General features: G+C 58.2%; 18 protein-coding genes. 5 read left to right on the forward strand and 13 right to left on the reverse strand.

Annotated features, from left to right (window positions below):
* Window positions 1-168 precede the first annotated feature (168 nt).
* From AC2A6O_RS07800 to AC2A6O_RS07855, 12 genes are all read right to left on the reverse strand, one after another.
* Window positions 169-2079: a GumC family protein gene (locus tag AC2A6O_RS07800; RefSeq protein ID WP_148583070.1), complete on the reverse strand. Its 1911-nt coding sequence runs from the start codon at window positions 2077-2079 to the stop codon at window positions 169-171.
* Window positions 2080-2210: 131 nt separating this feature from the next.
* Window positions 2211-3338 carry a glycosyltransferase family 4 protein gene (locus tag AC2A6O_RS07805; RefSeq protein WP_498926352.1) on the reverse strand — a complete coding sequence of 376 codons (1128 nt, stop codon included), beginning with the start codon at window positions 3336-3338 and terminating at the stop codon, window positions 2211-2213.
* Between the two features lie 3 nt (window positions 3339-3341).
* The gene (locus AC2A6O_RS07810; protein ID WP_148583072.1) at window positions 3342-4331 is read right to left on the reverse strand and encodes a glycosyltransferase family 2 protein; all 990 of its coding nucleotides are present in this window, start codon (window positions 4329-4331) and stop codon (window positions 3342-3344) included.
* Window positions 4328-5290 carry an NAD-dependent epimerase/dehydratase family protein gene (locus AC2A6O_RS07815; RefSeq protein ID WP_498926353.1) on the reverse strand — a complete coding sequence of 321 codons (963 nt, stop codon included), beginning with the start codon at window positions 5288-5290 and terminating at the stop codon, window positions 4328-4330. Before AC2A6O_RS07815 ends, AC2A6O_RS07810 begins: the two co-directional genes overlap by 4 nt.
* Window positions 5291-5299: 9 nt before the next feature.
* On the reverse strand, window positions 5300-6544 hold the full coding sequence (locus AC2A6O_RS07820) for a methyltransferase domain-containing protein (RefSeq protein WP_498926354.1): 1245 nt from the start codon (window positions 6542-6544) through the stop codon (window positions 5300-5302).
* Window positions 6545-6709: 165 nt separating this feature from the next.
* Entirely contained in the window at window positions 6710-7942 is a 1233-nt protein-coding gene (locus AC2A6O_RS07825; RefSeq protein ID WP_498926355.1) for a DegT/DnrJ/EryC1/StrS family aminotransferase, read from the reverse strand.
* Window positions 7943-7972: 30 nt separating this feature from the next.
* A complete protein-coding gene (gene rfbG, locus AC2A6O_RS07830; RefSeq protein ID WP_498926356.1) occupies window positions 7973-9109 on the reverse strand; it encodes a CDP-glucose 4,6-dehydratase in 1137 nt (378 codons plus the stop codon).
* A gap of 10 nt (window positions 9110-9119) precedes the next feature.
* A complete protein-coding gene (rfbF, locus tag AC2A6O_RS07835) occupies window positions 9120-9926 on the reverse strand; it encodes a glucose-1-phosphate cytidylyltransferase (RefSeq protein WP_148583077.1) in 807 nt (268 codons plus the stop codon).
* 111 nt (window positions 9927-10037) lie between these two features.
* Window positions 10038-11690: a glycosyltransferase family 39 protein gene (locus AC2A6O_RS07840; protein WP_498926357.1), complete on the reverse strand. Its 1653-nt coding sequence runs from the start codon at window positions 11688-11690 to the stop codon at window positions 10038-10040.
* The gene (locus AC2A6O_RS07845; RefSeq protein ID WP_148583079.1) at window positions 11687-12115 is read right to left on the reverse strand and encodes a GtrA family protein; all 429 of its coding nucleotides are present in this window, start codon (window positions 12113-12115) and stop codon (window positions 11687-11689) included. Before AC2A6O_RS07845 ends, AC2A6O_RS07840 begins: the two co-directional genes overlap by 4 nt.
* Entirely contained in the window at window positions 12112-13401 is a 1290-nt protein-coding gene (locus tag AC2A6O_RS07850; protein ID WP_498926358.1) for a glycosyltransferase family 4 protein, read from the reverse strand. The genes AC2A6O_RS07845 and AC2A6O_RS07850 overlap by 4 nt, the downstream gene beginning before the upstream one ends.
* Window positions 13401-15431, reverse strand: coding sequence for a polysaccharide biosynthesis protein (locus AC2A6O_RS07855; protein ID WP_162529989.1), 2031 nt, complete (start codon window positions 15429-15431; stop codon window positions 13401-13403). Before AC2A6O_RS07855 ends, AC2A6O_RS07850 begins: the two co-directional genes overlap by 1 nt.
* A 1031-nt stretch (window positions 15432-16462) precedes the next feature.
* Between AC2A6O_RS07855 and AC2A6O_RS07860 the strand changes: the two genes are divergently transcribed.
* From AC2A6O_RS07860 to AC2A6O_RS07875, 4 genes are read left to right on the forward strand one after another with little or no spacing between them, the layout of a single operon-like run.
* Complete coding sequence (locus AC2A6O_RS07860) at window positions 16463-17083, forward strand: sugar transferase (protein ID WP_498926359.1); 621 nt, start codon at window positions 16463-16465, stop codon at window positions 17081-17083.
* On the forward strand, window positions 17080-18000 hold the full coding sequence (locus tag AC2A6O_RS07865; RefSeq protein ID WP_498926360.1) for a methionyl-tRNA formyltransferase: 921 nt from the start codon (window positions 17080-17082) through the stop codon (window positions 17998-18000). Before AC2A6O_RS07860 ends, AC2A6O_RS07865 begins: the two co-directional genes overlap by 4 nt.
* Window positions 17997-18686: a PIG-L deacetylase family protein gene (locus tag AC2A6O_RS07870; protein WP_498926361.1), complete on the forward strand. Its 690-nt coding sequence runs from the start codon at window positions 17997-17999 to the stop codon at window positions 18684-18686. The genes AC2A6O_RS07865 and AC2A6O_RS07870 overlap by 4 nt, the downstream gene beginning before the upstream one ends.
* A 12-nt stretch (window positions 18687-18698) precedes the next feature.
* Window positions 18699-19895 (forward strand): DegT/DnrJ/EryC1/StrS aminotransferase family protein, encoded by a 1197-nt coding sequence (locus AC2A6O_RS07875; protein WP_498926362.1) that lies wholly within the window; start codon window positions 18699-18701, stop codon window positions 19893-19895.
* Between the two features lie 104 nt (window positions 19896-19999).
* Here the strand turns inward: AC2A6O_RS07875 and AC2A6O_RS07880 are convergent, their stop codons facing one another.
* The gene (locus tag AC2A6O_RS07880; protein ID WP_498926363.1) at window positions 20000-21091 is read right to left on the reverse strand and encodes an acyltransferase family protein; all 1092 of its coding nucleotides are present in this window, start codon (window positions 21089-21091) and stop codon (window positions 20000-20002) included.
* A 653-nt stretch (window positions 21092-21744) separates the two neighbouring features.
* Between AC2A6O_RS07880 and AC2A6O_RS07885 the strand changes: the two genes are divergently transcribed.
* Window positions 21745-22524 carry an AAA family ATPase gene (locus AC2A6O_RS07885; RefSeq protein WP_498926364.1) on the forward strand — a complete coding sequence of 260 codons (780 nt, stop codon included), beginning with the start codon at window positions 21745-21747 and terminating at the stop codon, window positions 22522-22524.
* Window positions 22525-22768 lie beyond the last annotated feature (244 nt).

The raw sequence follows: 22768 nt of genomic DNA on the forward strand, positions 1-22768 counted from the left end.
CTTGAACGGCACTGCGCGGCACTCGATGCGATTTTCAAATAGCTGCGGCTGAAACTTCGATGCGCAGCAAGATGCAAAAAATTTCAAATAAACCGTCCTGTCGGACCCAATGCCTTTTGGTGGATCGCGATGACGGAAAATGGAAGCGCCATCGCGACCAGGGCTGTCTTACTTAGGCGATTTGTAAATATAGCTGTTGTTGTAGGCGTAATATCCTCCCGCTCGGTGAGCTCCGTAGTCGCGCAGCGAGTAACGGCGAATGTCGACGTCGTTCAGAACCACACCTGCGAGTGGAATCTGATTGTGCCGCAAGGCTTCAGCCGCCGTTCCCAGCGCATCTTCCGACGTGCGCCCCCAGCGCGCGATCAGGATCACGAAATCCGCGAGCGTCGCCAGACGGTTGGCTTCGTCGGCCGCCAGTACGGGAGCCGTATCAATAATGATGACGTCGTAGGTTCCGCGCAGTTTCTTCAAAATGGCCTTGCCGCGAGGCGTGTCGAACAGACGCCTATGAACGATGAAATCCGGCGAGAACGACAGGAGATTGACCTGTCCGAACCGGGCGCATGGCACAATATGCTCGTCGATTGCCTTCTGATCCTGCCAGATGTCCTGGGGCGTAGTCTTCGGCACCTCGCAGCCAGCCATGCGTGTCAGGCCATGCCGGTGGATGTCGAGATCGATCATCAGCACCCGGTGTCCTTCTCGGGCAGCGGAAACCGCGAGCGAGAATGTCAGGGTCGTCTTGCCTTCGTTGGCAAGCGCCGATGTGACGGCCATGACCATGCTGTCCTTTTTGCGGACCTGATTGGAAAGCAGCGTGAGCAGACTGCGCAGCGCGAGCTGGAACGGCGAATTCTCCTGCCTGGACGTCTTGCTCAGGAAGAGTTCCTGCTTGTCCCTTTTCCGCCAGAACCGGATCCGCGGAACATAACCGATGGTTCGCAAGCCCAGGTACTGCATCGTCTGGGTACCGGTCCACACCCGGCGGTCGAACAGTTCCCGCAAGAGCACGAACCCCAGACCGACGACCAGCCCGCCCGCAATGCCGAATGCGAAGATTGCGATACGGTTTGGTGTCGCCGGTTTCAGTGCTGGGTAAGCCACAGTTACCTGGCGGGCATCGGGCTGAAGAAAGTCGACCTGTGTCTCCAGCGCGTTGCGCCGCTCCACAAGGGCCTGATACCTGGCCAGATCTGAATCAAGCGATCTCTGCAACTTTGACTGTGTCAGTTCAGCGCGCGTTCGCTCTTCCAGTTTCTGTTCCACCTCCGCAAGGCGGAGTTGGGCCTCGTCTGCGCGGATGGAAGATCCATTCTGGTCGCGGGCAAGGCTCAGGATCGAAGTCAATCTGCTGAGTTCTGCCCTCAACTCGTCGCCGAGGCTGGTATCGTCCAGTTCGTTTTCGCGAATGAGGTTCGCCAGGCGCGCTTCCATCTCGCTCAGACGGCCACCAAGGAGGGTTATCCGGTCCCGCAATTCGGAGATGGATGACTGGACGACGTCCTTTTTCTCCCGAAGGGAGCTGTCGATGTAAGTCCTGGAAAGCGTATTCGCCAGTTGCGCCGCCATGCTGGCATCCGGGTGGCGCACGCGAATGTCGAGCGCCAGGCTCTCCCCTCGCCTTTCAACCGTATAGCTGTTGAGCATGCGCACCAGAACCGCTTCGAGTTGCTGGTCCTGATTGGGCAGCGGCGTTTCGGTTGCCGACAGATACGGATTGAAATATCTGTCCGAAATCAGGTTCAGTTCACTGGCGACCTTACGTGCGAATTCCACGGATCGAAGCAGGTCGATCTCGGTCTCTACGTGGATAAGCGACGTGTCGGAGTTTTCGATTGTCGTCTCGGTCGGATTTATCCGCGTTTCCACGTTCGACAGAATGATGGTCGAGCGCGCGGCAAATTTCGGCTGAATGACCTTGAGCGCCATATGCGCAGCGCCCAGACCCAGCAGCATGGACAATATCAGCCAGAGCCAGTTTCTCCGCAACACCTTGAACATGGCAAAGAATCCGAACTGAATCGGACGTTCTGCCAAGGCATATTGTTCCTGCTGCGAGTCAACAAGAATGCTCATAGAATCCCCCCAATTGCCGCCGATATCTGCTGTTCGTCATGGTATCGATGTCGTTATTATTGAGCGCTCCGGCATCGGTCCGCGCCAGGTCCGCCGTGACGGACAGTCCGGTGTCCACAGTGGTGAAACGTTCACGCATTTGCATGTGAATACCCCTCCCCCGCCGGCTTGCCATGTTTGAAGGCCCCCTCCCGGCCGGCATCGGAAATCGCCCGGTCCCATTGGGCAAGAATGGTCTCCGGCGCCAGTTTCTGCCGCAGGCGGAGGCTGGCATCCGCCATCGCGGCTCTCAGGGCCGGGCTGGACATCAGGCGATCAATCGCCTCGGCAAGCGCCGCGACATCGCCATCGTTGACCAGAAGTCCGTTTTCTCCATCGAAGATCAGCTCCCGTGGGCCGTAGGGGCAGTCGAACGCAACGACGGGAAGCCCGCTGACGACAGCCTCGGCAACGACATTCGGAAAGCCTTCGAAACGGGAGGAAAGAACGAGAATGTCGGAGTTCCGGATCCATTCCCCCGGCTTGGTGCTCTTGCCCGGCAGGCTGACGACGTCCTGAAGTCCAAGGCGGTCACGCTGCGCTTCCAGGGAAGTGCGGGCGGCACCTTCTCCATAGATCGTCAGTCTTGCTTCCGGCTGTTTTTCGCGCACCAGCGCCATGGCATCGATGAGCAGATCAAAGCCCTTCTGGTGGTCCAGACGTCCGACGGCAACCAGCCTGTTTCCTTCAGACGAAGGCGCTACCCCTGCAATGGGCGCACAGGGGTTCGGGATCACCTGGGCGCAGGGCTGCACCCGTGCCGGCAGGCCCTGCCGCGCCCGGTCCGTCTGCATGACCATCGCCGCGGCTCGCGGCATCAAGGCATTCTGCGCACGTCGCCAGGCCGGATGCGCCCTTTGCACCAGCGGGTTGTTGCGCTCGGAGGCGATCACGGGCACCGACGAACCTGCGGCCAGAAGGGTCAGGACGTTGATCTTGGTCAGGAACGACAGGCAGGCATCCGGCGATACAGACCGAACCAGCTTGCGGATATTTGCGAGCCTGCGCAACGGCAGGGGAAGCAGCCCTTTGCCGGAGGACCGGTCGAGAACATGAAGGACAACATTGTCCGGATAGGAGAAATATGATCCTGCTTCGGGGCAGGTCATAGCGGCCACATGCACTTCATCGCCCAGCTCAGCACGATGTGCTGCCAGCATGGCCACGATCTTTTCCGTGCCACCTGCGCCAAATCCAGCCTGAACGAACAACAGCTTCATGGTCTATTCCGCAGCCTCCACGAGGGTACGGCGGCGGTCCGAAACGGTTCCGTTTTGCTGCCCGCCGCCGTTCAGTTCGATTTCGACGAGTGGCCGGTTCAGGTTCTTCGACTGCAGGAAAATCCGGCCGATATATTCGCCCAGAATGCCGAGGAACATCGCGTTCAAAGTCATCGACAGCAGGATCAGCGTCGTGGTCGTCGCAAAACCGGCCGGCCAGTCCTGGCCGAAGACAAGCTTGCCGATGATGTAACCGGAGAGCAGCAGGAAGGCGCACAGGCCGCCCACAAGACTGATCAGCGAAGCCAGCCGCAACGGCAGAAGCGAATGGTTGATCAGGCCGTCTACCGCAAGAGCGACCATGGCCCGAAGCGGGAACTTGGATTCACCGGAGACGCGGGCATTGCGGTCGTACTCAAAACCGATCTGGTTGAAGCCCATGCCGCTGATCAGTCCGCGGACATAGGGCGAGCGGTCTTCCACGCGCCGCAGTTCATCGAGAATGCGCCGGTCGGTCAGCCGAAATTCACCCGCGTTCCGGGGAAGGTCGTCCTGGCTGATCGCATCGATCAACGTATAGAAGGCTCTGCGCAGCCACGCGACAACCGGACCATCCGGCAGACTCCGCCGGATTCCGTAGACCACATGATAGCCCTTGCGCCAGGTATCCAGCATCTGCGGGATCAGTTCGGGCGGGTCCTGGAGATCGCAATCGAGCTGGATGGCGCAGGCGCCCTCAGCGGCCCTGTAGGCGGTCAGCACTGACGCCTGGTATCCAACGTTGCGCGAAAACCGTATCACGCGAACCCGCGGATCCTTGGCCGCGATTTCCGAGAGAATACCGAAGGTTCGGTCACTGGAATGGTTGTCCGTGAAAATGAGCTCCGGCTCATAGTCGGGAAGCTGGTCGAATACGTCCATTACGCGCTTGTAGGTGTCGCGAACGTTGTCCTCTTCATTCAGCGTCGGGATCAGAACGGAAACAAGAATCATGCCTGCATCTCCGCTGCAAACTTTGGAATGATGTTCTCTCGTGTCCATTTCACGGTCCTTTCGAGGCCATCTTGGAGCTGGATTTCCGGCGACCAGCCAAGGCGGTCGCGGATGCGTTCGGCAGAGACGATCAATTCGACCGGATCGCCGGTTTGATCGCTGAATTTCACGAGACCGGCACCAGCGCCGGTGAGCTTGATCAGGGCCTGCATGACCTCGGCAACCGTCGGGGCATATCCCGTTCCCACATTGACCACTGACCCGGCTTCCTCGGGATTGTCACCCAGCATCAAGAGGGCCCTGGTCACGTCATCGACATGGATCAGGTCACGGCGATCCGAGGGGCTGCGGACACTGATCGTCTGGCCCGCCAGCAATTGAGAAATGGCGCGCGGGATCAGGAAGCTCTCCGACTGCCCCGGCCCGAAGGTCAGAGCCAGCCGCGCGGTAACGGCAAAAAACGGCAATCTCGACTGCGCCATCTCCAGATAATGCGTCCCGGCCAGAAGAGAGGCGGCATAGGACCCGGTCGGTCTTTCCCGCATGGTTTCTGCAAAAGGCGCCACACAGTCCCCGTATTCGGCAATCGTCCCCGTTCTGATGAAGGCCCGGGGCGGGCTTTCGCAAGCGGTCAAGGCCGACAGGAGCGCGATCAGCGGCGAGACATTTTCCTCGACACTGTCTGCAAGATCCTGCAAGTCCGGCCGGTTTTCGAAACGGGTGCGCGCGCCCACATGGAAAACGATCTCGGGCCGGGTTTTTGCCAGACAGTTCCCGAGCGCCCGGGCATCAGCAAGATCAAACCTGTAGAGGTCGACGCGCGACCCGATGCCGGCAAGCCTGTCCGTGGACGAGCGAGGCCGCACGACCGCACTTACCTCGTCGCCCCGCTGCAAACAGGCCCGGGCCAGGTTCGATCCGATAAAGCCGGATGCTCCGGTGATGAGAACGCGCGCCATCAGCCTGCCTCAGGGAATGATCTTCGGCACCGGAAGGGGCACGATGAACTTGCCGCCTTTCGCTTCGAAGTCGGCCATCTGCTCACGGATTTCGTCCAGGAAGTTCCAGGCAAGAACCAGCAGGTAGTCAGGCTGCTTCTCGGCCACCGCTTCCGGCCCAAGAACCGGAATGTGCATGCCCGGAGAATAGAGGCCCTGTTTCAGCGGGTTCCTGTCGACCAGAAAATCGAGTGTCTCCGTGCCGATCCCGAAAAAGTTGAGCAGTGTATTGCCCTTCGCAGGCGCGCCGTAGCCGGCAATCGACTTGCCGTCTGCCTTGAGCTCGGCCAGCAATTCAGTGAGATCCTTGCTGATCTTATGAACGCGGTCTGCGAAATCCTCATACGTCGCAGCCTGCGTCATGCCGGCCTGACGTTCCTCTTCAAGCATCTCGTCGACAATGGCCGTGCGTTGCGCCTTCAGGGCAGCCGGCTGCATGAACACCCGCATCGAGCCGCCATGAACCGGAAGCTTGGTGACATCCACCACATCCAGCCCGACGCTTTCGCCCAGGCGCACGATGGAAAGCAGGCTCAGTTCCGACAGATGCTCGTGATAGACATTGTCGAATTCGTTGGTCGCGAGAATCTCCTTGCCCCACGGCACTTCAATGATGAAGACGCCGCTCTCGTCCAGAAGCGTCAACACGCCCTCGGTAAAGCCGTGCAAGTCGTCGATATGGTTGAACGTGTTGGAGGTCGTGATGACCGCCGCCGGCCCTTCGGCCTCTCGCAACGCTGCAGCCGTTTCGGGGTTGAAGAATGCCGTGTGCACCCTGACACCGCGCTCTTGCGCGATTACCGCAAGGTTTGCCGCGGGGTCCACGCCAAGCGTCTTGCCGCCCAACTTGTTCGCGTGAGACAGCATGAGCCCGTCGTTACAGCCGATATCGACGATCAGCCCGCCGTCCGCCTTGTCCACGGCAACTTGCGCCAGTTCCGCGAAATGGGAGTGCATCGTCGCAGCCCCGGAAGGCACGTAAAGATAGTTGGTGAAGAAGTCGGCGGGCACCTGATCCGCAACCTGGATCAGGCCGCAATCGAGGCACGCCTGCGTGTTGAGCGGAAAAGCCACCTGGGGCTTACCGCGGTCAGCCTCGCTTGCAAACATGTTTGCCGGCGGATGGGTGCCCATCGGCAGAAACAGCAAAAGATCCTCGGAACCGCAGGTTCTGCAGGTACGGCGGATAGACTTGTCTAGCTCGAATTTATTCATTGGTTTTAATCGCTCTTAAAATGACTTGGACTGTCTGGGTTCTTGTTCAATGCAAATTCCGCGCGGGAAAATCCCCGCCAAATCAATCTGTCGTGGCCGCTCCTTCGGACCTGTGCCCCCGCATAAACCTGCGGGGCACACCTGAAGACCACGGCAGGCCCGGGATCACCCGACCCTCTCTTTGCCTGCTGTCACCGCATCGAAACCGGCAGAAAACCGGCTCAGGAAATCGCGTACACGCGCATGCATGTACTCAACCTGATCGTCATTGAGGCCGTGATGGCAGGCCAGAAGAATGCCGCCGCGCATCACGCTGTCGGCAATCGGATAGCCGTCCGGGTCGACGCGGCAGTCGACGTCCTTCATTGCCGGCTGGCGCAGGATGTTGCCGGTAAAGACCGGGCGGGTCTGGATATCGGCCTTTTCGAGATAAATCTGCAGCTCGCGCCTGGTAAACGGCGCATCGGCCCGGATTGTCAGCGGAAAGGCCAGCCATCCCGTCCTGGAGCCTTCCAGCTGGCGCGGCAGGACGAACCAGTCCTCATAGTCCGCGAAGAACCGCTTGTGCGCTTCGAAATGCCGTTCGCGCACCGCGATGTTGTGCTGCAGCTTGCCAAGTTGCACGAGACCGAACGCTGCGCTGATTTCCGAAGGTTCCAGATTGTAGCCAAGCGCTTCGAAAACGAACTTCGCGTCATATTCGATGTCGTCGAGCCGGACATTGAACCGGTTCTCGATCGCCTCGGATTCAACGAACAGCGAGGAACTGCGGCCCCAGGAGCGCAGCAACAGCGCCTTGCGCGCCAGCTCCGGGGTGTTGACGCACAGCATGCCGCCGTTGCCCGCCCCGTTGATGACGTGCGATCCGTAGAAACTCGTCGTGGAAACATCCGAGTAGATGCCCGTGCTCTCGCCGGACATCGTCGCGCCAAGAGTATCGGCGCTGTCTTCGATCACCTTGAGGCCGTGCGCATCGGCGATTTCGCGAATGCGCTTCCAGTTCGGCAGATTGCCGATCAGGGAGGGGATCATCACCGCAGAGGTTGCGGGCGTGATCATCTTTTCGATGGCCGTCTCGTCAATGTTGTAGGTGCCCTCGGCAGCGTCGACGAACGCCGGCACGAGGCCCTGGCGCACGAGCGGGGCAACCGTGGTGGCAAACGTCAGCGCGGGCGTGATGACCTCGCTACCCTTGGGAAGGTCCAGGATTTCCACGGCCAGATAATTGGCCGAAGATCCTGAATTGACCATGATCCCGAAGTTCTTGCTGAAAAGCTCGGCGACCTTCTGCTGCATGTCACGAACACGCGGCCCCATCTGGGTCGAGGTCTTGAGCACTTCGACCACGGCGTCGATTTCTTCCTGTCCGTGTACCGTCTGACCGTAATTAACTCGCATCTGTCAATGTCTCCGGTGATCTCGCGCGGTCTATTCAGCGACCATCGCGTAGCGCGTAAGGCTGCTGCCAGCCATCAATGCGCCGTAACCTGAAATCTGTTGTTCGGTGCACTCGCCCATGTCCTCGCCAAGCGCGTGTGCCTTGTACCAGTCGACTGTCATCCCGATTGCTTCGGCAAGTCCGAGCTGCGGCCGCCATCCGAGGTGCGTGCGGGCCTTGGTACTGTCGAGGCGCAAAAGGCCGGCTTCGTGCAGGGTCGCAGTCGTCTCCGACTGCTGTTCGGCAAAACGGACCTCGGGAGCACCTTGCCCCCAGGCTGTCCGCATCAACTGCATCAGCTCGCGCACATTGACCGTGCTTTCGATGTCAGGACCGAAGTTCCACGCGCCGGCAAATTCGGCGCCGTCCTCGAGAAGCCGGGCTCCAAGCTGGAGATAGCCCGAGAGCGGCTCCAGAACGTGCTGCCAGGGACGCACCGCCTTGGGGCTGCGGATCTCGAGCGGCACACCGCTTGAGGCGGCCCGCACGATGTCCGGCACCAGCCGTTCCTCACCCCAGTCGCCTCCGCCGATGACGTTCCCGGCCCGGGCCGTAGCCAGTTGCGGTCCCGCACTATCGGCGAAGAAGGCGTGGCGATAGGCCTGCGCCACAAGTTCGGTACATCCCTTCGACGCGCTGTAGGGGTCATGGCCACCCAGCGGATCAATCTCGCGATAGCCCCAGGTCCATTCCCGGTTGTCGTAACACTTGTCGGACGTGATCACGACGACTGCACGCAGCGAAGGCATCTGGCGAACCGCATCCAGAACATTGGCCGTTCCCGACACGTTTGTCGCGAAGGTCTCTGCCGGGAAGCGGTAGGAATGGCGCACCAGCGGCTGGGCAGCCAGATGAAAGACGATCTCGGCATCGACGCCCTGCAGAGCCTCCTGCAGCGCAGCCGGATTCCGGATGTCCGCAAACCGGCTGTCCATCCGGCTGTCAAGATCGCAGGACTTGAAGACGCCAGGCCCCTCGTAGGGCGGCAACGACAGACCGACGACATCGGCGCCAAGATGCAGCAGCCAGGCCGACAGCCAGCCGCCCTTGAACCCGGTGTGACCCGTGATCAAGACCCGGCGGCCAGCAAAAGAACGGCCGATAAGAGGATCAATAAACCCGTGCATGGCCGGCATCTCAGATTGCGAGAGCCGGCATGTCGGCAGGCATCTCCTGGTTGAAACGCAGCCATGGCGGCGGAAGCTCTTCGCACAGCGTATTGAGCGTATCGCGATCCCGGACAGTATCCATCGGATGCCAGAAGCCGTCGTGCCGATAAGCCATCAGCTCGCCGTCCTTGGCCATCTGTGTCAGAGGCGACTGCTCCAGCGGCTCGGCATCGTTGACCATGTAGTCCAGGACGCCGGGTTCGAAAACGAAGTAACCACCATTGATCCAGGTGTCACGCGTGCGCACCTTTTCGGTAAACGCGCAGACCCGGTCGCCCTTGATCTCGATGTTGCCGAAACGCGCAGGCGGCTGAACGGCGGTGACAGTGGCAAGCTTTCCGTGCGACTTGTGGAAGTCGAGCAGGGCATTGATGTCGATATTGCCCAGGCCGTCCGAGTAGGTGCACATGAAGGTTTCGTTGTTGAGCCAGTCGCGCAGCCTGCGAATGCGGCCACTGGTCATCGTGTGCGAGCCCGTGTCGACAACACACACGTTCCAGCCGCCCGGCTCCGACGGCACGAGACGCAGCTTTCCTGTATCCACCGACACGGAAATATTATTGGCGATCAGGTGGTAGTTGGCGAAAAACTGCTTGATCAGCAATGCCTTGTAACCGGCTGCAACAACAAAGTCGTTGTGGCCGAAATGACTGTAAATATCCATCACGCGGGCGATGATCGGCCGACCGCCGACCTCGACCATAGGTTTGGGAATGGTGACTGTTTCCTCGGCCAACCGTGAGCCCAACCCACCGGCAAGAAGTACAGTTTGCATTTTCTTCTCCCTGAATGTCTAAACACTGAAAACAAATACTTGGTTTGAAACGAAGTCAGTCCGACTGAAATGATCGCGCTGACACATGGTCAAGAGCCGCAGACCGGCGGCTCAGTCCTGGCCTCCTCTGGTTCGAACAAAAAGGCGGCCATCGCCGTAACGGTTGCTCAGCTCCGAAACCGGAACTTCCAGGTAGTTGTTTGCCCGCGCATACGCGACCATCGGTGCTTCCAGGTCGGGCTCGTAGCCCACCAGGATTGCAGCGGGAGGCTCCTTGGCGAACAGCTCCGCCAGACCGTCCGCCCCGACCATGCGATAGAAAGCAGCAAGTTCGGCGTCGGTATAAGGCGCAATCCGATATGCGAACTGGCCGGAAGCAAACTCCGGATAGGTGCCGAGACCGGCCTCCATCGGATACACGGGCATGAAGGTCGCCACCGGTCCCTCAGGAGCGTTGTGGGTTGCAAGGGCTTGTTGCAATTCCTGGCCGCCGCGCAGCATGCGCGCGGACGTGAAGCCGTCAGGATTGGCAAGGCTTGCGAGCCCGGGCATGAGACGCGGAAGCGTAATGACGAGCATGACAAGCATGCTGGCGCAAAGAACCGGCACCACCTGCTGACGGTTCCGCGTTCCAATCTGCCGATAGAGCAACGCACCCAGGATCGGAAGGCAGACAAGCGGCTGAATGTAATACTGCGGAAAGCCGGGGGTTGGCACGAAGCTGAGCGCGGCAGCAAAGGCGATGACCGCGAGGACGACGACAGTCTGGCCTTGGCAGTCGCTGCCCTGCACCTCCCCTTTGTACCGAGCGCGAAGCGCCACCCAGAACAGATAAACCAGCGCAGTTGCGAGGATCAAAGGACCTCCCGCCAACCAAGCTCCAAAGGCAAGCTGCAACTTGCCGGCCAGGCCCATTGCCAGGCCGGGTTCAGCGGCAGCATTCGCCGTCCAGTAGGCAATGTGCGGGCCGGTATGAAATGACAGCACATGAGCGAAAAACAGCTGCGGATCAGCGAGCAGATACCAGAGGACCGGCAAGGCTCCGATCAGCCCACCGGCGGCGAGCGGAAGCACAACTCCCGTCAGCCGACCGCGCAGGGAGACGTGGCGCGGAAGCAGGAAGGCGGCAAGCGCGACCGGGGGAATGAAAACCACTGCGCTGACCTTGCAGCCCGCTGCGAGCGAAAGGCACATTCCGGCAACCAGGATCAGGCTGAAACGCGGCTGCCGTTCCATGGTTTCGGACAGGAACAGGCCGATCCCGAGAACCGCGAACGGCAACGGCATCAGGTTGTTGGTCGCAGCCATTCCGGCCTGACCCAGCAACGGATCCGCCGCAACCATGGCCACGGCCGAAAAGATCGCCAGCAGCCAGGAGCGCGAGAGGCGCAGCGTGGTCCAGACAATCGCGAGGATCAGCAGCACCCAAAGAAGGAAGACGCCCGTTCTTGCCGAGCCGAGCAAACCCTGGTCGCTGAAGACAAGATGCATGCCGTTGAAGAACCAGGCGGCATTTGGCACGTGATTGAAGAAGACGTCCCTGTAGAGCTGCCAGTCCGGCAGATACTGCGCAGGCGGAACGAACATCATCTCGTCCCGTCGTACACCGAAGGCCATCAGCCTGCCGTAGAGCGCACCCAGCAACAGTGCGACGCCTGCAACAGATGCCGCACTGACCGCGAACCGCAGCCATTTCTGACGGCTTCCGGCATGTGATGCCTCATCCGCTGCAACGGCTGGATGGTTGGACTGCACGACACTCATGACTGTTCATCCTTTCCGTTCCTGTGCGCGCCGAGCGCACGAGCAACCAGAACGTAGGAGAGAGCGACGACCGGCGGCAGTGACAGGAGCTGCGCTCCAAGCGCAGGCACCCCGGCTCCGGTCAAGCCGGCAAGCAACAGGGCGTTGAACGCATAGGCGACAACGTAGGCAAGCCCATAAAGCGGGAGTCTGCCAAACCCGCTGACACCGAAAACAAACCGGGCATGGATGGAGAAGTTCCAGATCACCCCGAGGCCGAACTGTGCCACGAGCGCGACTTGCGGGTGCACACCCGCCAGGACCAGGATCGCAAAGACCCCATATCCAAAAGCCGTGTTGATTATGCCAGCACCAAGAAAACGCACGACCCGGGAGCTCATCAGGTCAGTCAATGCCGTGCGGGTCGATGTAACGGACAGCGTCATGAGAGGGCGACCTCCGAGACCTGGCAGGCGACGTCCGCATCAGCAACCGGATCCGTCTTGCGCGCACCGGAAGCGTATCGCACCGGCTCGATACCCATGAGCTGCATCAGCTTGGCATTCACCTGATGAATGTCATTCCGGCTGCAAACGAGTTCACGCGCGGCCGCACCCATGGTGACGGCACGGGTCGGCATTTCGATGAAGCTTCTCATCGCCCCGGCAAGAGCCTGAACATCGTCACGCGGCACGACGAAACCGGAAACACCGTGTTCGATCGTCTCTCCACAGCCCGGGGCATCAGTGGTAATGACGGCGCGCCCGCAGGACATGGCCTCCAGGATCGACCGCGGAATGCCTTCGCGCAGCGACGTCGGAAGCACCATCACACTGCTTGCCTGGAGGAACGGTACGACATCATTTGTCGCTCCGCGATATCTCAACAGCCCGTCGTCCTGCCACGCCTTGAGCTGCTCCGGCGCGATCGCATCCGGATTGCTGTCGGTTGGCCCCAGAATGTCGAGCTCAAATTCAAGCCCTTCAGACTTGAGGCATTTCGCAGCTTCGGCAAGAAGAGCAAGCCCCTTGGAGCGAAGCAGCCTCCCGACGAAGAGAAAGCGGACGGGCCCTTGCGGAATCGGCGTCGCCGAGAAGCGGGCCGTGTCGACGCCTGAACCTGGAATGTCGTGGAGCGGGACCCGGTCCGGTATCAGCCGGTAGGTCCGGATGTCCCGGCGATCCGCGCGGTTGTAGCAGAAGGCCAAAGTCAGCCTGCGCAGAGCGATCCGATGCAGCCAGACGGAGGCAGCGCGCACGAAGCGCCGGCGGCCCGTCGGCCTGTCTTCCATGAAGGCGTATCCGAGCCCCGTGAACAGGGCGTAGCGAGACCTGATACCAACCAGTTGCGCAGCAAGGCAGGCATAGACGATCGGCTTCATGGTGTATGCAAGAACAAGTTCGGGCTTTTCCTCGCGAAGGGCGCGAACGAGGGCCCAAAGGCTGGCGAGATCGCTGAGGGGATTTGTCCCCGTGCGGTTCATGGGAATTTCGCGATGTGCGATCCCGTTCTCATCCAGAATTCGTGCGGTCTCGGCATCTATCTCGGCGGCCAGCGCGACAACATCATAGCCGTTTGCCTGGAAGCGCCGCATCAGGTCCAGCCGGAAATTGACCAGCGAATACCCGAGGCTGCCGACAATCACTGCGCGCCTGCGGCGGCCGGAATTTCCCTGACCCGACGTCGGAGACACACTGACAGCGTGGCGCATATGGTTGACGGAGAGGCTCATTAGCCGGCACTCAGCGCTTCAGGACCGTTTGCAGGCCTGAGCACGGCGCCCGCCGGCACCTGCAGCTTGACCGGCAGTTCCAACGCACCGGACCGGGCGATGTTGCCGGCCGCGGTTCTGACCGTTTCCACCGTGTAGGGACTTTTGGTGCCATAGCCAGGTACCAGATCCCGAAGCAGTTGATTGACCAGTGGTCCGTTCTGACGCCGCGCAGCTAGCTCCAGCTTCAGAATCATCGACCGCAGCCGCGCAATCGGAACGCCTTCCGGACGGGCGGCACTGACACCCGGTATGCCACAATCGGCCCGGTTTTCGGATTTGTCGAACAATTCCTCGAAGAGCTTCTCGCCAGGGCGCATGCCGATGAAGTCGATCTTGATGTCCTCGTGAGGCGTCAGTCCGGCAAGCCGGATCATGCGCTCGGCGAGGTCAACGATCTTGACCGGGCTCCCCATGTCCAGGACGAAGATTTCCCCCTGGCTGGTGTCGAACTTCAGACCACTCGCGGCAGAAACCAGCGTCAACTGAACCGCTTCGCGGATCGTCATGAAGTACCGTTCCATCTTGGGATCGGTGATCGTGATCGGACCGCCGTTGGAAATCTGGCGCTGGAACAGCGGGATCAGCGAGCCTGAAGACCCCAGGACATTGCCAAACCGGACCGAAAAGAACCTGGTGCGTTCGTCCGTCTCGTTGGTGATCCGGTCCTGCGCCTGGACATAGAATTCCGCGACGCGCTTTGTCGCCCCCATGACGTTGGTCGTGTTGACAGCCTTGTCGGTCGAGATCTGCACCATTGCAAGAGCCCCGACTTCCCGGGCCGCATCGGCAACATTGCGCGATCCGATGACGTTTGTCAGAACGCCCTCGCACGGGTTGAGCTCGACAATCGGCACGTGCTTCAGCGCCGCCGCGTTGAACACCAGTTCCGGACGGTGCTCTCTGAAGATCGAGCTGACGCGGTCCGCATCGACAATGGAGACCACATACATCCGCCGGGGCACGTTGGGAAAATGCCGCGACAGATCCATGTCGATCGAATAGGCGTTAAATTCGCAGTTATCGATAATCACGATCTCTGCAGGATTGAAGGATGCGATCTGTCGAGTGAGTTCGCTGCCGATAGACCCACCGGCGCCGGTCACCAGAACCCGCCGTCCCCTGAACACTTCGAACAGAAGCGACCGTTCCACGGCCTTTTGCGGTCGATCCAGAATATCATCCGGATCCACGGTCCTCATGTTCTGGCCGTCACCCATATCTTGGGCGCCAAGATCCTCCAGCCCGTTCAACCGCGACACGGTCACCCCGTGGCCGCTGGCCCAGGCAGTCAGTTTCTGGATGCCTTCGCTGTCGAAATGCGTGGTCGGCTCGGTCAGAAGCAGCCGCTGCGGCAGAACATTCCACTGCGAAAGCCGTTCGATGACGTTTTCCGGATCGCGCAGCGTTCCGATGATCTGGACGTCGTGGAAGTAGAGCCCCTGGGTGTTACGGGCATCATCAATGATCCCGACCGGCAGGTAGCGCGAGCCGGTATTGCGCAAGGAGCGCAGGAACAGATCGCAACTTGCACCAGTTCCCACCAGAAGAACCGGAGTCTTCGAGCTTCCCACTTTGAGCTGACGGCTTTGCCGGGTCAGTTCCCTGCCCCTGGCGATAACCCGCAGCGCACCGAGCGCGGGCACCGCGAGATAGAACTGAACAACCACGACAGGAATGGGAACGGAGGACGTGACCTGGTTAAACCGCGACAGAATCGCAATCGAAACGCTCGCAAGCAAAGCTCCCTTGAGCAGAACAACAATGTCTCTCAACGAGGTGGATCGCGTGTCCCGGCGGTAGAAACCGGCCAGTGGAAAAATCACGAGGCCGCAGAAACACGCCAGCGCTGCGAAGGGAAATATGGCGGGCAATAGCTCTTTTTGAGCCGACCCGGTTACCGTCAGGAGCACCGCGAGCCCAGCTGACAGCGTTATGGAAACGACATCACCGAGAACGAGCCTCCGGTTGGCCTTCAACTCGGCGCCCAATTGCTGCAACCACCGATGCAATCTCGGCAGGCTTGGCAAGAAAGAGAGACCCGAAGATTTTATCCTGATCTTCGACAATGTCTCCGAAGAATAAAAATCCGCCATAGCAAACGCTCCACTAAGCACCAGAGGCGAAAATTCCATATCGCCTCTCTGTCCGTTATTTTTCTAACGGACTGATTATTCTTGATTTTTGTCTGCTGTGACGGCGGCTTAGCTACAAAAATGAAAATATAAAATCAGATTTCTACTCAAGAATGTAGTAACGATAAATATTTCCAATTTTTCCGAAGATTTTCCCATTAATTGGGCATTGATCACTTAAAATGATGATCTGATTTATAAAATATAATCTTCAGAACACGAAACAAGCGCAAACGTCACAGGTTTCCATGTCAAATTTAGTCTTGCAATTTCAACCGATGGTGTAACACATTCCCCAAGGTTAATAAATAGTTTTTTTCCACAAAATTTTTTAATCGTTTCAAAAAGCCCCTTTTCCGGCGTTTCTGAACTCCAAAATGAAACAGGAAAATTATTCAAAATCAGATAGTTACGCGAAATGCGCTTTGACAGTGGAAAAAACACCATCGTCATAATCGCTGAGCCTGTTTCAGGTCGCCTGCGGTGCGTTTCCGTGTCAGCAGAATGCGCACACAGTCGCCACACGGATCACGCAGCTGCCAGAGCGGTCAGGTCAACACAGAGAAGGACAAAAAAGTTCAACACAGGATCGCTTCGAGTTCTAAACACAACCATGCCGACATTTTTTCCAGAGGCTGTGAAACAAGGATTTCCGATACGCTCCTACACCCGAAAATTGGCAGATTTTAAAAGGCTTCCTCGAAGGCATTTTCGCAGGACAGGCCAAATGTTCGATTCGAAATGAGAGTTTCACTTGTAAATTCTCGCGAGGTTGCCAATAATGTGGGATCGATGCTTCTTGGGGGATCGATATTTTTTATTCTGGTTTTATTGGCCTTCAGAATTTTCTCTGAGTTTTTTTATGATTTCAGGAGCCAAGGATTCCGATGAACAGGTTTATCGAAATTTTTTTGTGCCTTTGCGCCCTTATCGTTGCGTTTCCATTGTTTCTGTTCGCAACCATCGCCACGTTTCTGACGCTTGGCCAGCCGGTTTTTTTCACGCAAACACGTGCGGGCAAAGGCGGCACGGTGTTCTGTCTCGCCAAGCTCCGCACCATGAGTGATGCACGTGACGCGAGCGGGAACTTGCTCCCCGATGACAAACGCGTTTCTGCTGCTGGAAAACTGCTGAGACGCATGCGTCTTGATGAATATCCGCAACTGTTGTCGATCATTCGCGGTGACATGGCCTTGGTCGGGCCGCGCCCGCTGAAGCCGGAAACAGTCGTCCAATTCGGACCGGACGGACAGAGGCGCGGATCCGTACGACCCGGGCTGACAGGATGGGCGCAGGTCAGCGGCAATACGGCGTTGAGCAACGAAGAAAAATTACGGCTGGACCTTTGGTACATTGCCCATCGGTCCGCGGCGCTCGATCTCAAGATCATCTTTGAAACTGTCGGGGTCGCCCTGTTCGGTGAGCACCGCAACGCGAGCCGACTGGACGACGCCAGCTCCTGGCAAGATCTCGATAACGGGATAGAAAACAACCGGGTTTCCGCATGAGGACTGTCTTTGTGGGCGCGGTTGAAGGCTCTCTTGAAGCTCTCACCGCAATTTGCGCTGCCGGTCACATTCCGTCCCTCGTGGTGACGCTGCCACCGGAACTGTCCGCACGCCATTCCGATTTTGCCGATCTTGCACCGATGGCCGAAAAATACGGCGTGCCGGTTCACCACACCGCACGATCCGACTCCGAGGAGACGCTCAAGGTCCTTCGGGACGTCGCGCCCGATTTGATACTTGTCATCGGCTGGTCCCAGATCTGCGGGCCGGATTTTCGCGCGATCCCCCGGCTTGGCTGTATCGGTTTTCATCCCTCCGCCCTACCGCGCCTGCGCGGTCGGGGCGTTATTCCCTGGACAATCCTGCAGGGCGAGACCGAGGCCGGCGCAACGCTGTTCTGGCTTGGCGAGGGCGTGGACGACGGACCGGTCGCAGCGCAGATGCTGTATGAAATAGACCCGGACACAATCACCGCCCGCGAGCTTTACGACCGCGTCCGAAATGCGGTGTCGCAGATGCTCCCTCCCCTCCTGACCAGGATTCGGTCGGGTGACGTGCCGTCGAAACCGCAATCGGAAGACGGCGTCAGCATATGCGCGCGGCGACGCCCGGAAGATGGCCTTATCGACTGGACCCGCCCTGCGGCCGAAATCGACCGGCTTATCCGGGCCGTTGGCCCTCCGTATCCCGGCGCTTTTACCCAGACATCCAACGGCAGCACGCTGACTGTGCTCCGCGCAAGGCACTGTCCTCACAAAGGCCGCTACATCGGCCTGCCAGGCCAGGTCCAGGCAGTTGACGGGTCGGTCTTCACCGTCGCGTGCGGCGATGGGCTATGCCTTGAAATTCTCGAATGGACCGGACCGGACCGGTGCCCCGGTCTTCATTCCAAACTTAGCAGTCGGGCAGTATCATGAATTCTCCAATCTTCAATGGCGACGGTCCGGCACTCGTGATCGCGCCTCATCCTGATGACGAGGTGCTGGGTGCAGGAGGCACAATCGCTCGTCTTACCGATCAGGGCAGAACGGTGCATGTCGCAATCGTCACACGTGGCCGCGCGCCTCGGTTCTCTGATGAGCAGACCAGCAAGGTTCGTGAAGAAGCCGCGGCCGCACACGCGCATCTTGGCATTTCGCAGACCCACTGGCTTGATTTTCCGGCAGCAGAACTGGCCGAGCATCCTCATGCCGAACTGAACGGAGGGCTGGGGACGCTCGTGCGGGATCTTGACCCGTCTCTGGTCCTCGCTCCGCATCCGGGTGACATCCACCTCGACCATCAGCTTTGCTTCCTGTCCACGCTGGTCGCCAGTCGACCGCATCAGGCAAAACATCCGTCGGTCATCGCCGCTTACGAAACGCTGTCGGAAACCAACTGGAATGCGCCGTACCTCACGCCGGCATTCGTTCCGAACGTCTTCGTGGACATTTCAGCAACGCTTGATCGCAAGCTTGAAGCTTTCCAGCTGTTCGCAAGTCAGGTTCGCGAGGCTCCGCACGAAAGATCGGTGGAGGCCCTCAGGGCCCTGGCCACCTTGCGCGGGGCAACCGTTCACCGTTCCGCCGCCGAGGGGTTCGTCCTCGTGCGGTGTGTGGTCTGAGGGGAGAGGAAAATGGGTGGATGGCCAGTCTACACTGAGGAAGAGATCGATGCCGTCACCGGCGTCCTCCGGTCCGGCAAGGTGAATGCCTGGACCGGCCCGGACATCTCCGCCTTCGAGGCCGAATATCGCGACTACACGGGCGCCGCTCACGCAATCGCAATGGCCAACGGCTCGGTTACCCTGGACACGGCGCTGCGGGTTCTCGACGTTCAACCGGGCGACGAAGTCATTGTGACACCGCGCAGCTTCGTAGCCTCTGCCAGCTGCGTGCTTCTTGCCAGAGGAATCCCCGTCTTCGCAGACATCGATCCGGACAGTCAGAACATCACACCGCAGACGATTGCGCCCCTCATCACCCCGCGAACAGTCGGCATCCTTCCCGTACATCTGGCAGGCTGGCCCTGCGAGATGGACGGCATCCTGGACCTCGCCCGCGCCCACGATTTGTGGGTGATTGAGGATTGCGCCCAGGCGCACGGCGCGATGATCGGTCAGCGGCATGTGGGCACACTGGGTGATTTCGGCTCCTATTCATTCTGCCAGGACAAGATAATCTCGACCGGCGGCGAAGGGGGAATGCTGCTCACCGACAACCCCGACCTCTGGTCTCGTGCCTGGAGCTTCAAGGACCACGGCAAGGGCTACAAGACGGTATTCGAAAAGCCCCATCTGCCCGGCTTCCGGTGGCTGCATGATTCAGGCCCGGGCACCAACCTTCGCATGACGGGACTTTCAGCTGCAATCGGGCGCATACAATTGTCGCGGCTCGCCGAAACGCGCGCCCATCGGACGAGCAATGCCATGACGCTTGCCGAGATCCTCAGTGGGTCGAGTGCCTTGCGGGTGCCCCTTCCCGCTCCGTCCCTCACCCATGCCTATTATCGGTTCTACGCATTTGTGCGTCCCGAAGCCATGGCCGACGGCTGGTCGCGTGACCGGATCCTCGCCGAGATTGCCGAAGCCGGGCTGCCGGCATTTTCAGGAAGTTGTTCCGAAGTCTACCGCGAAGCGATCTTTCGCGATCAAGGGCTCGGTCCCACTGAGCCGCTTCCCGTTGCCAGACAATTGGGTGACACAAGCCTTGCGTTCCTCGTGGATACCACCTGGGAACACGAGAGGATCGTCGAGTTGGCCGAAAAGGTCGTTTCGATCGCCAACCGATCACTTGCGATGTCACCCAGGTCTCACGCAACGGTGTCCGTCTGAGACGGCCCAATCGCATCTTGCCGGAAAGTTTCTGACAGGCCTTGATGCCGCCACACATCCCGTGTGCCGGCACCGACCGGTTATTGACGGTACACGCAACGCTGTTAAGCGTTTTGAACCCGTCTGCTTCGATAGATTTTCTGCCCGAAATAGATCTGGTACGGCATCCGCTCGAATATCAGATAGGAAAAATGCGAAAAAAGCGTCGTCAGGCAGAACACCGTCGTCCCGAACAGCAGCAACGACAGGAATATGTTTTCGCCAAACATATTCATGGATGAGAAGAGGTACCTCGTCGCGAAATAGATATACGGATGAACGAGATAGAAACTGTAGCTTATGGTTCCGAAATAGAACATGACCCGGTTGCTCAGCAATTTTCCGGTCAGACTGTCTCTCGAAGCGGCAAAGAAGAAATAGATCGCGGTGGACAGGACCAGCAGGGCCGGAGCCGGAATGATCGTCGGATAGGCATCGTAGAACTCGTAGGTCCGAAACTTGAAGTCCCACGTGGTTGCCAGATAGACCCAGACGACAAAGGCAATTGCCTCAAGTGTTTTGGTGTATTTCAGTCCTCGCGTAATCTCACTCTTGTACAGCCAGAAAATGGCAGCCCCGGACAGAAAGAACAGGGCTTTCGGATAGTGGTATGTGAACAGGATCGGTATCGCGAGGGATGCCACCTTCCAGAAAATGTTCATTTTCCGTGTCAGGAAAAAATACATCATGCACGACAGCGTATAGAAAATCACCTCATAGCTCAGGCTCCAGGCGTTCGGCGCAACCTGCTTAGTCGGCGTGAACAAGTCCAGGAAGGTCAGGGAAAAGAAGACTGACTCGAGGTTGTTCAGGTCCGGATATCTGTTTGTCACGCCATTGAGCACGGCAAAGAACAATGTCGACACCAGAAAGAGTGGATAGAGCCTCAGCAGCCGCCTCAGGGCAAATTCTTTTGGAGAATATCTCATCACACTCGGCAGGATGACAAACCCGCTGATGACGAAGAACAGCATCACGCCAAACGTTCCGAAATTGTGAAACGGCACAATCCCTTCAACGTATCCCGGCCTGTCATTGTAAATGTGCTCGGCCGTACCACCGAGAATATGGGCAATCAGCACCATGATGGACGCAACGCCGCGCAGACCATGTACGGAATAATTGAATTGTGAGCTTTGTTGCGAAGTGGAAAACATAGCGGACCATATTCATTTTGCGAAAAACAAAGGAAAAACGGTAATCGTCAGTCGTCGTAAGGCCGAAACGACTGCGTCGCCCGACATTGAAAAATCACTCGGAAGTTCTGTATCCAGCCTCATCAGCTGGTGCACGCCGGTATCCGTTCGATGTTAAAGACCGTGCGAGCGCAAATATTATTCTTCAATTTAAAATCAGTATTAGCGAAATAGTATCGCAAACCATTGCATTGTCAATTTTGATTTGCCCGCCGATAGGCTCCGCTAAATCGTACATACCCTCTCTTTTAGTAAGGTCGTAAGCACCTTCACATCTACCTCTACGATTTTGCTTTATTCAGCAGGATCTTGTCACGCTTTCAGTCGATAGGCTGTCCGCATGGCTCAAGGTTGGATTTTTAAAAGTCCAGAGCTGGCCCCACATCACCTGCTGGTCCAATCTCACCAAACGTTGCAACGAGACAAACCGGCCTCCTTATCGGCAAGAATAATCAAAGCTCCATCGGCGAGTTAATTCGGGACGTCGCCTGACGGGTTGTGGCTATTGTCTCACTAGAGGTAACTTCTGCAAAATAGACATATGAACGATTCTTCAAACTGTCCGGCATTGTCAAAACGCAATCTGGATTGCTTTTCAAAGGACAATTTTTCTCGTGTATCTGGACAGGATAAAACGAAAAAAAGTCACGCAGGCCGCCGAAGAATTCCCATGGACCGTACAGTCACTGAATTCATTTAACGTCCTGGACTTCACCACTTCGGTGACATTTCTTGTAGGCGACAATGGATCCGGCAAATCTACCTTACTTGAGGGTCTGGCTTACGGCATGGGGGCCTATGCAGTCGGTTCCAACAACTCGGTGGCAAGCGATCCGCTCCTTCACCATGCGCGCCTGGTAGCTGAAGCCTTTTATTTTGAACGCAGATCCCGGCCAAAGACAAAAATGTTCTTGCGAGCGGAGGATGTCTACGGGTTCATCAAGGCTGAGATTGCCGAAGCATCAGACCTTGAGGCCGAGGCTTCGGAGATCATGGCCTCGGACCGCCCTAGTGCAACGGCGGCAAACATGCTTTTGGATACGGCAAGATCCATCCGACAAAGCGATCCTGACGGCCGCTCTCATGGTGAGACATTTCTGAAAATATTGGGTTCGCGGCTCCACACCGGTGGCTTGTACTTCCTGGATGAGCCGGAGACACCTCTTTCGCCGGCGAGGCAGCTATCCCTACTTTTCCTGATCCAGGATCTCGCAACTGGTGGCGCTCAATTTTTCATCGCCACCCACTCACCCATATTGTTGGCTCTGCCAGGCGCCACAATTCTCCAATTGGACAGACATGGGATCACCCAGACCGAATATGAAGACGTTGAGAATGTCTCCTTTATGAAAGCTTTTTTACAAAGGCCGGAGTTGTTTCTGGACACCGACTGAATTGCACTTCGGCTTTTTGTCGATTGCACAAATGTTCGCGGCAGTTCCTGACATTGCTGCCTGTAGTAACCACGAAAAAGCCTCCTCGGATATATCCGTTCGGACCCGGGCTTTTAGTTTGTTTTGGTGTGGCCAGCCACCGTTTCCCCCTTCGACATGCGCCGTGAGCTCCGACCGACAAGGATTCGCTGTGAGTTTTTCTGCTTGGTTTGTTCGGACTGGAGTCCAGCTATCGGTTTCCTTG

Source organism: Labrenzia sp. ATLA3 (assembly GCF_057180185.1).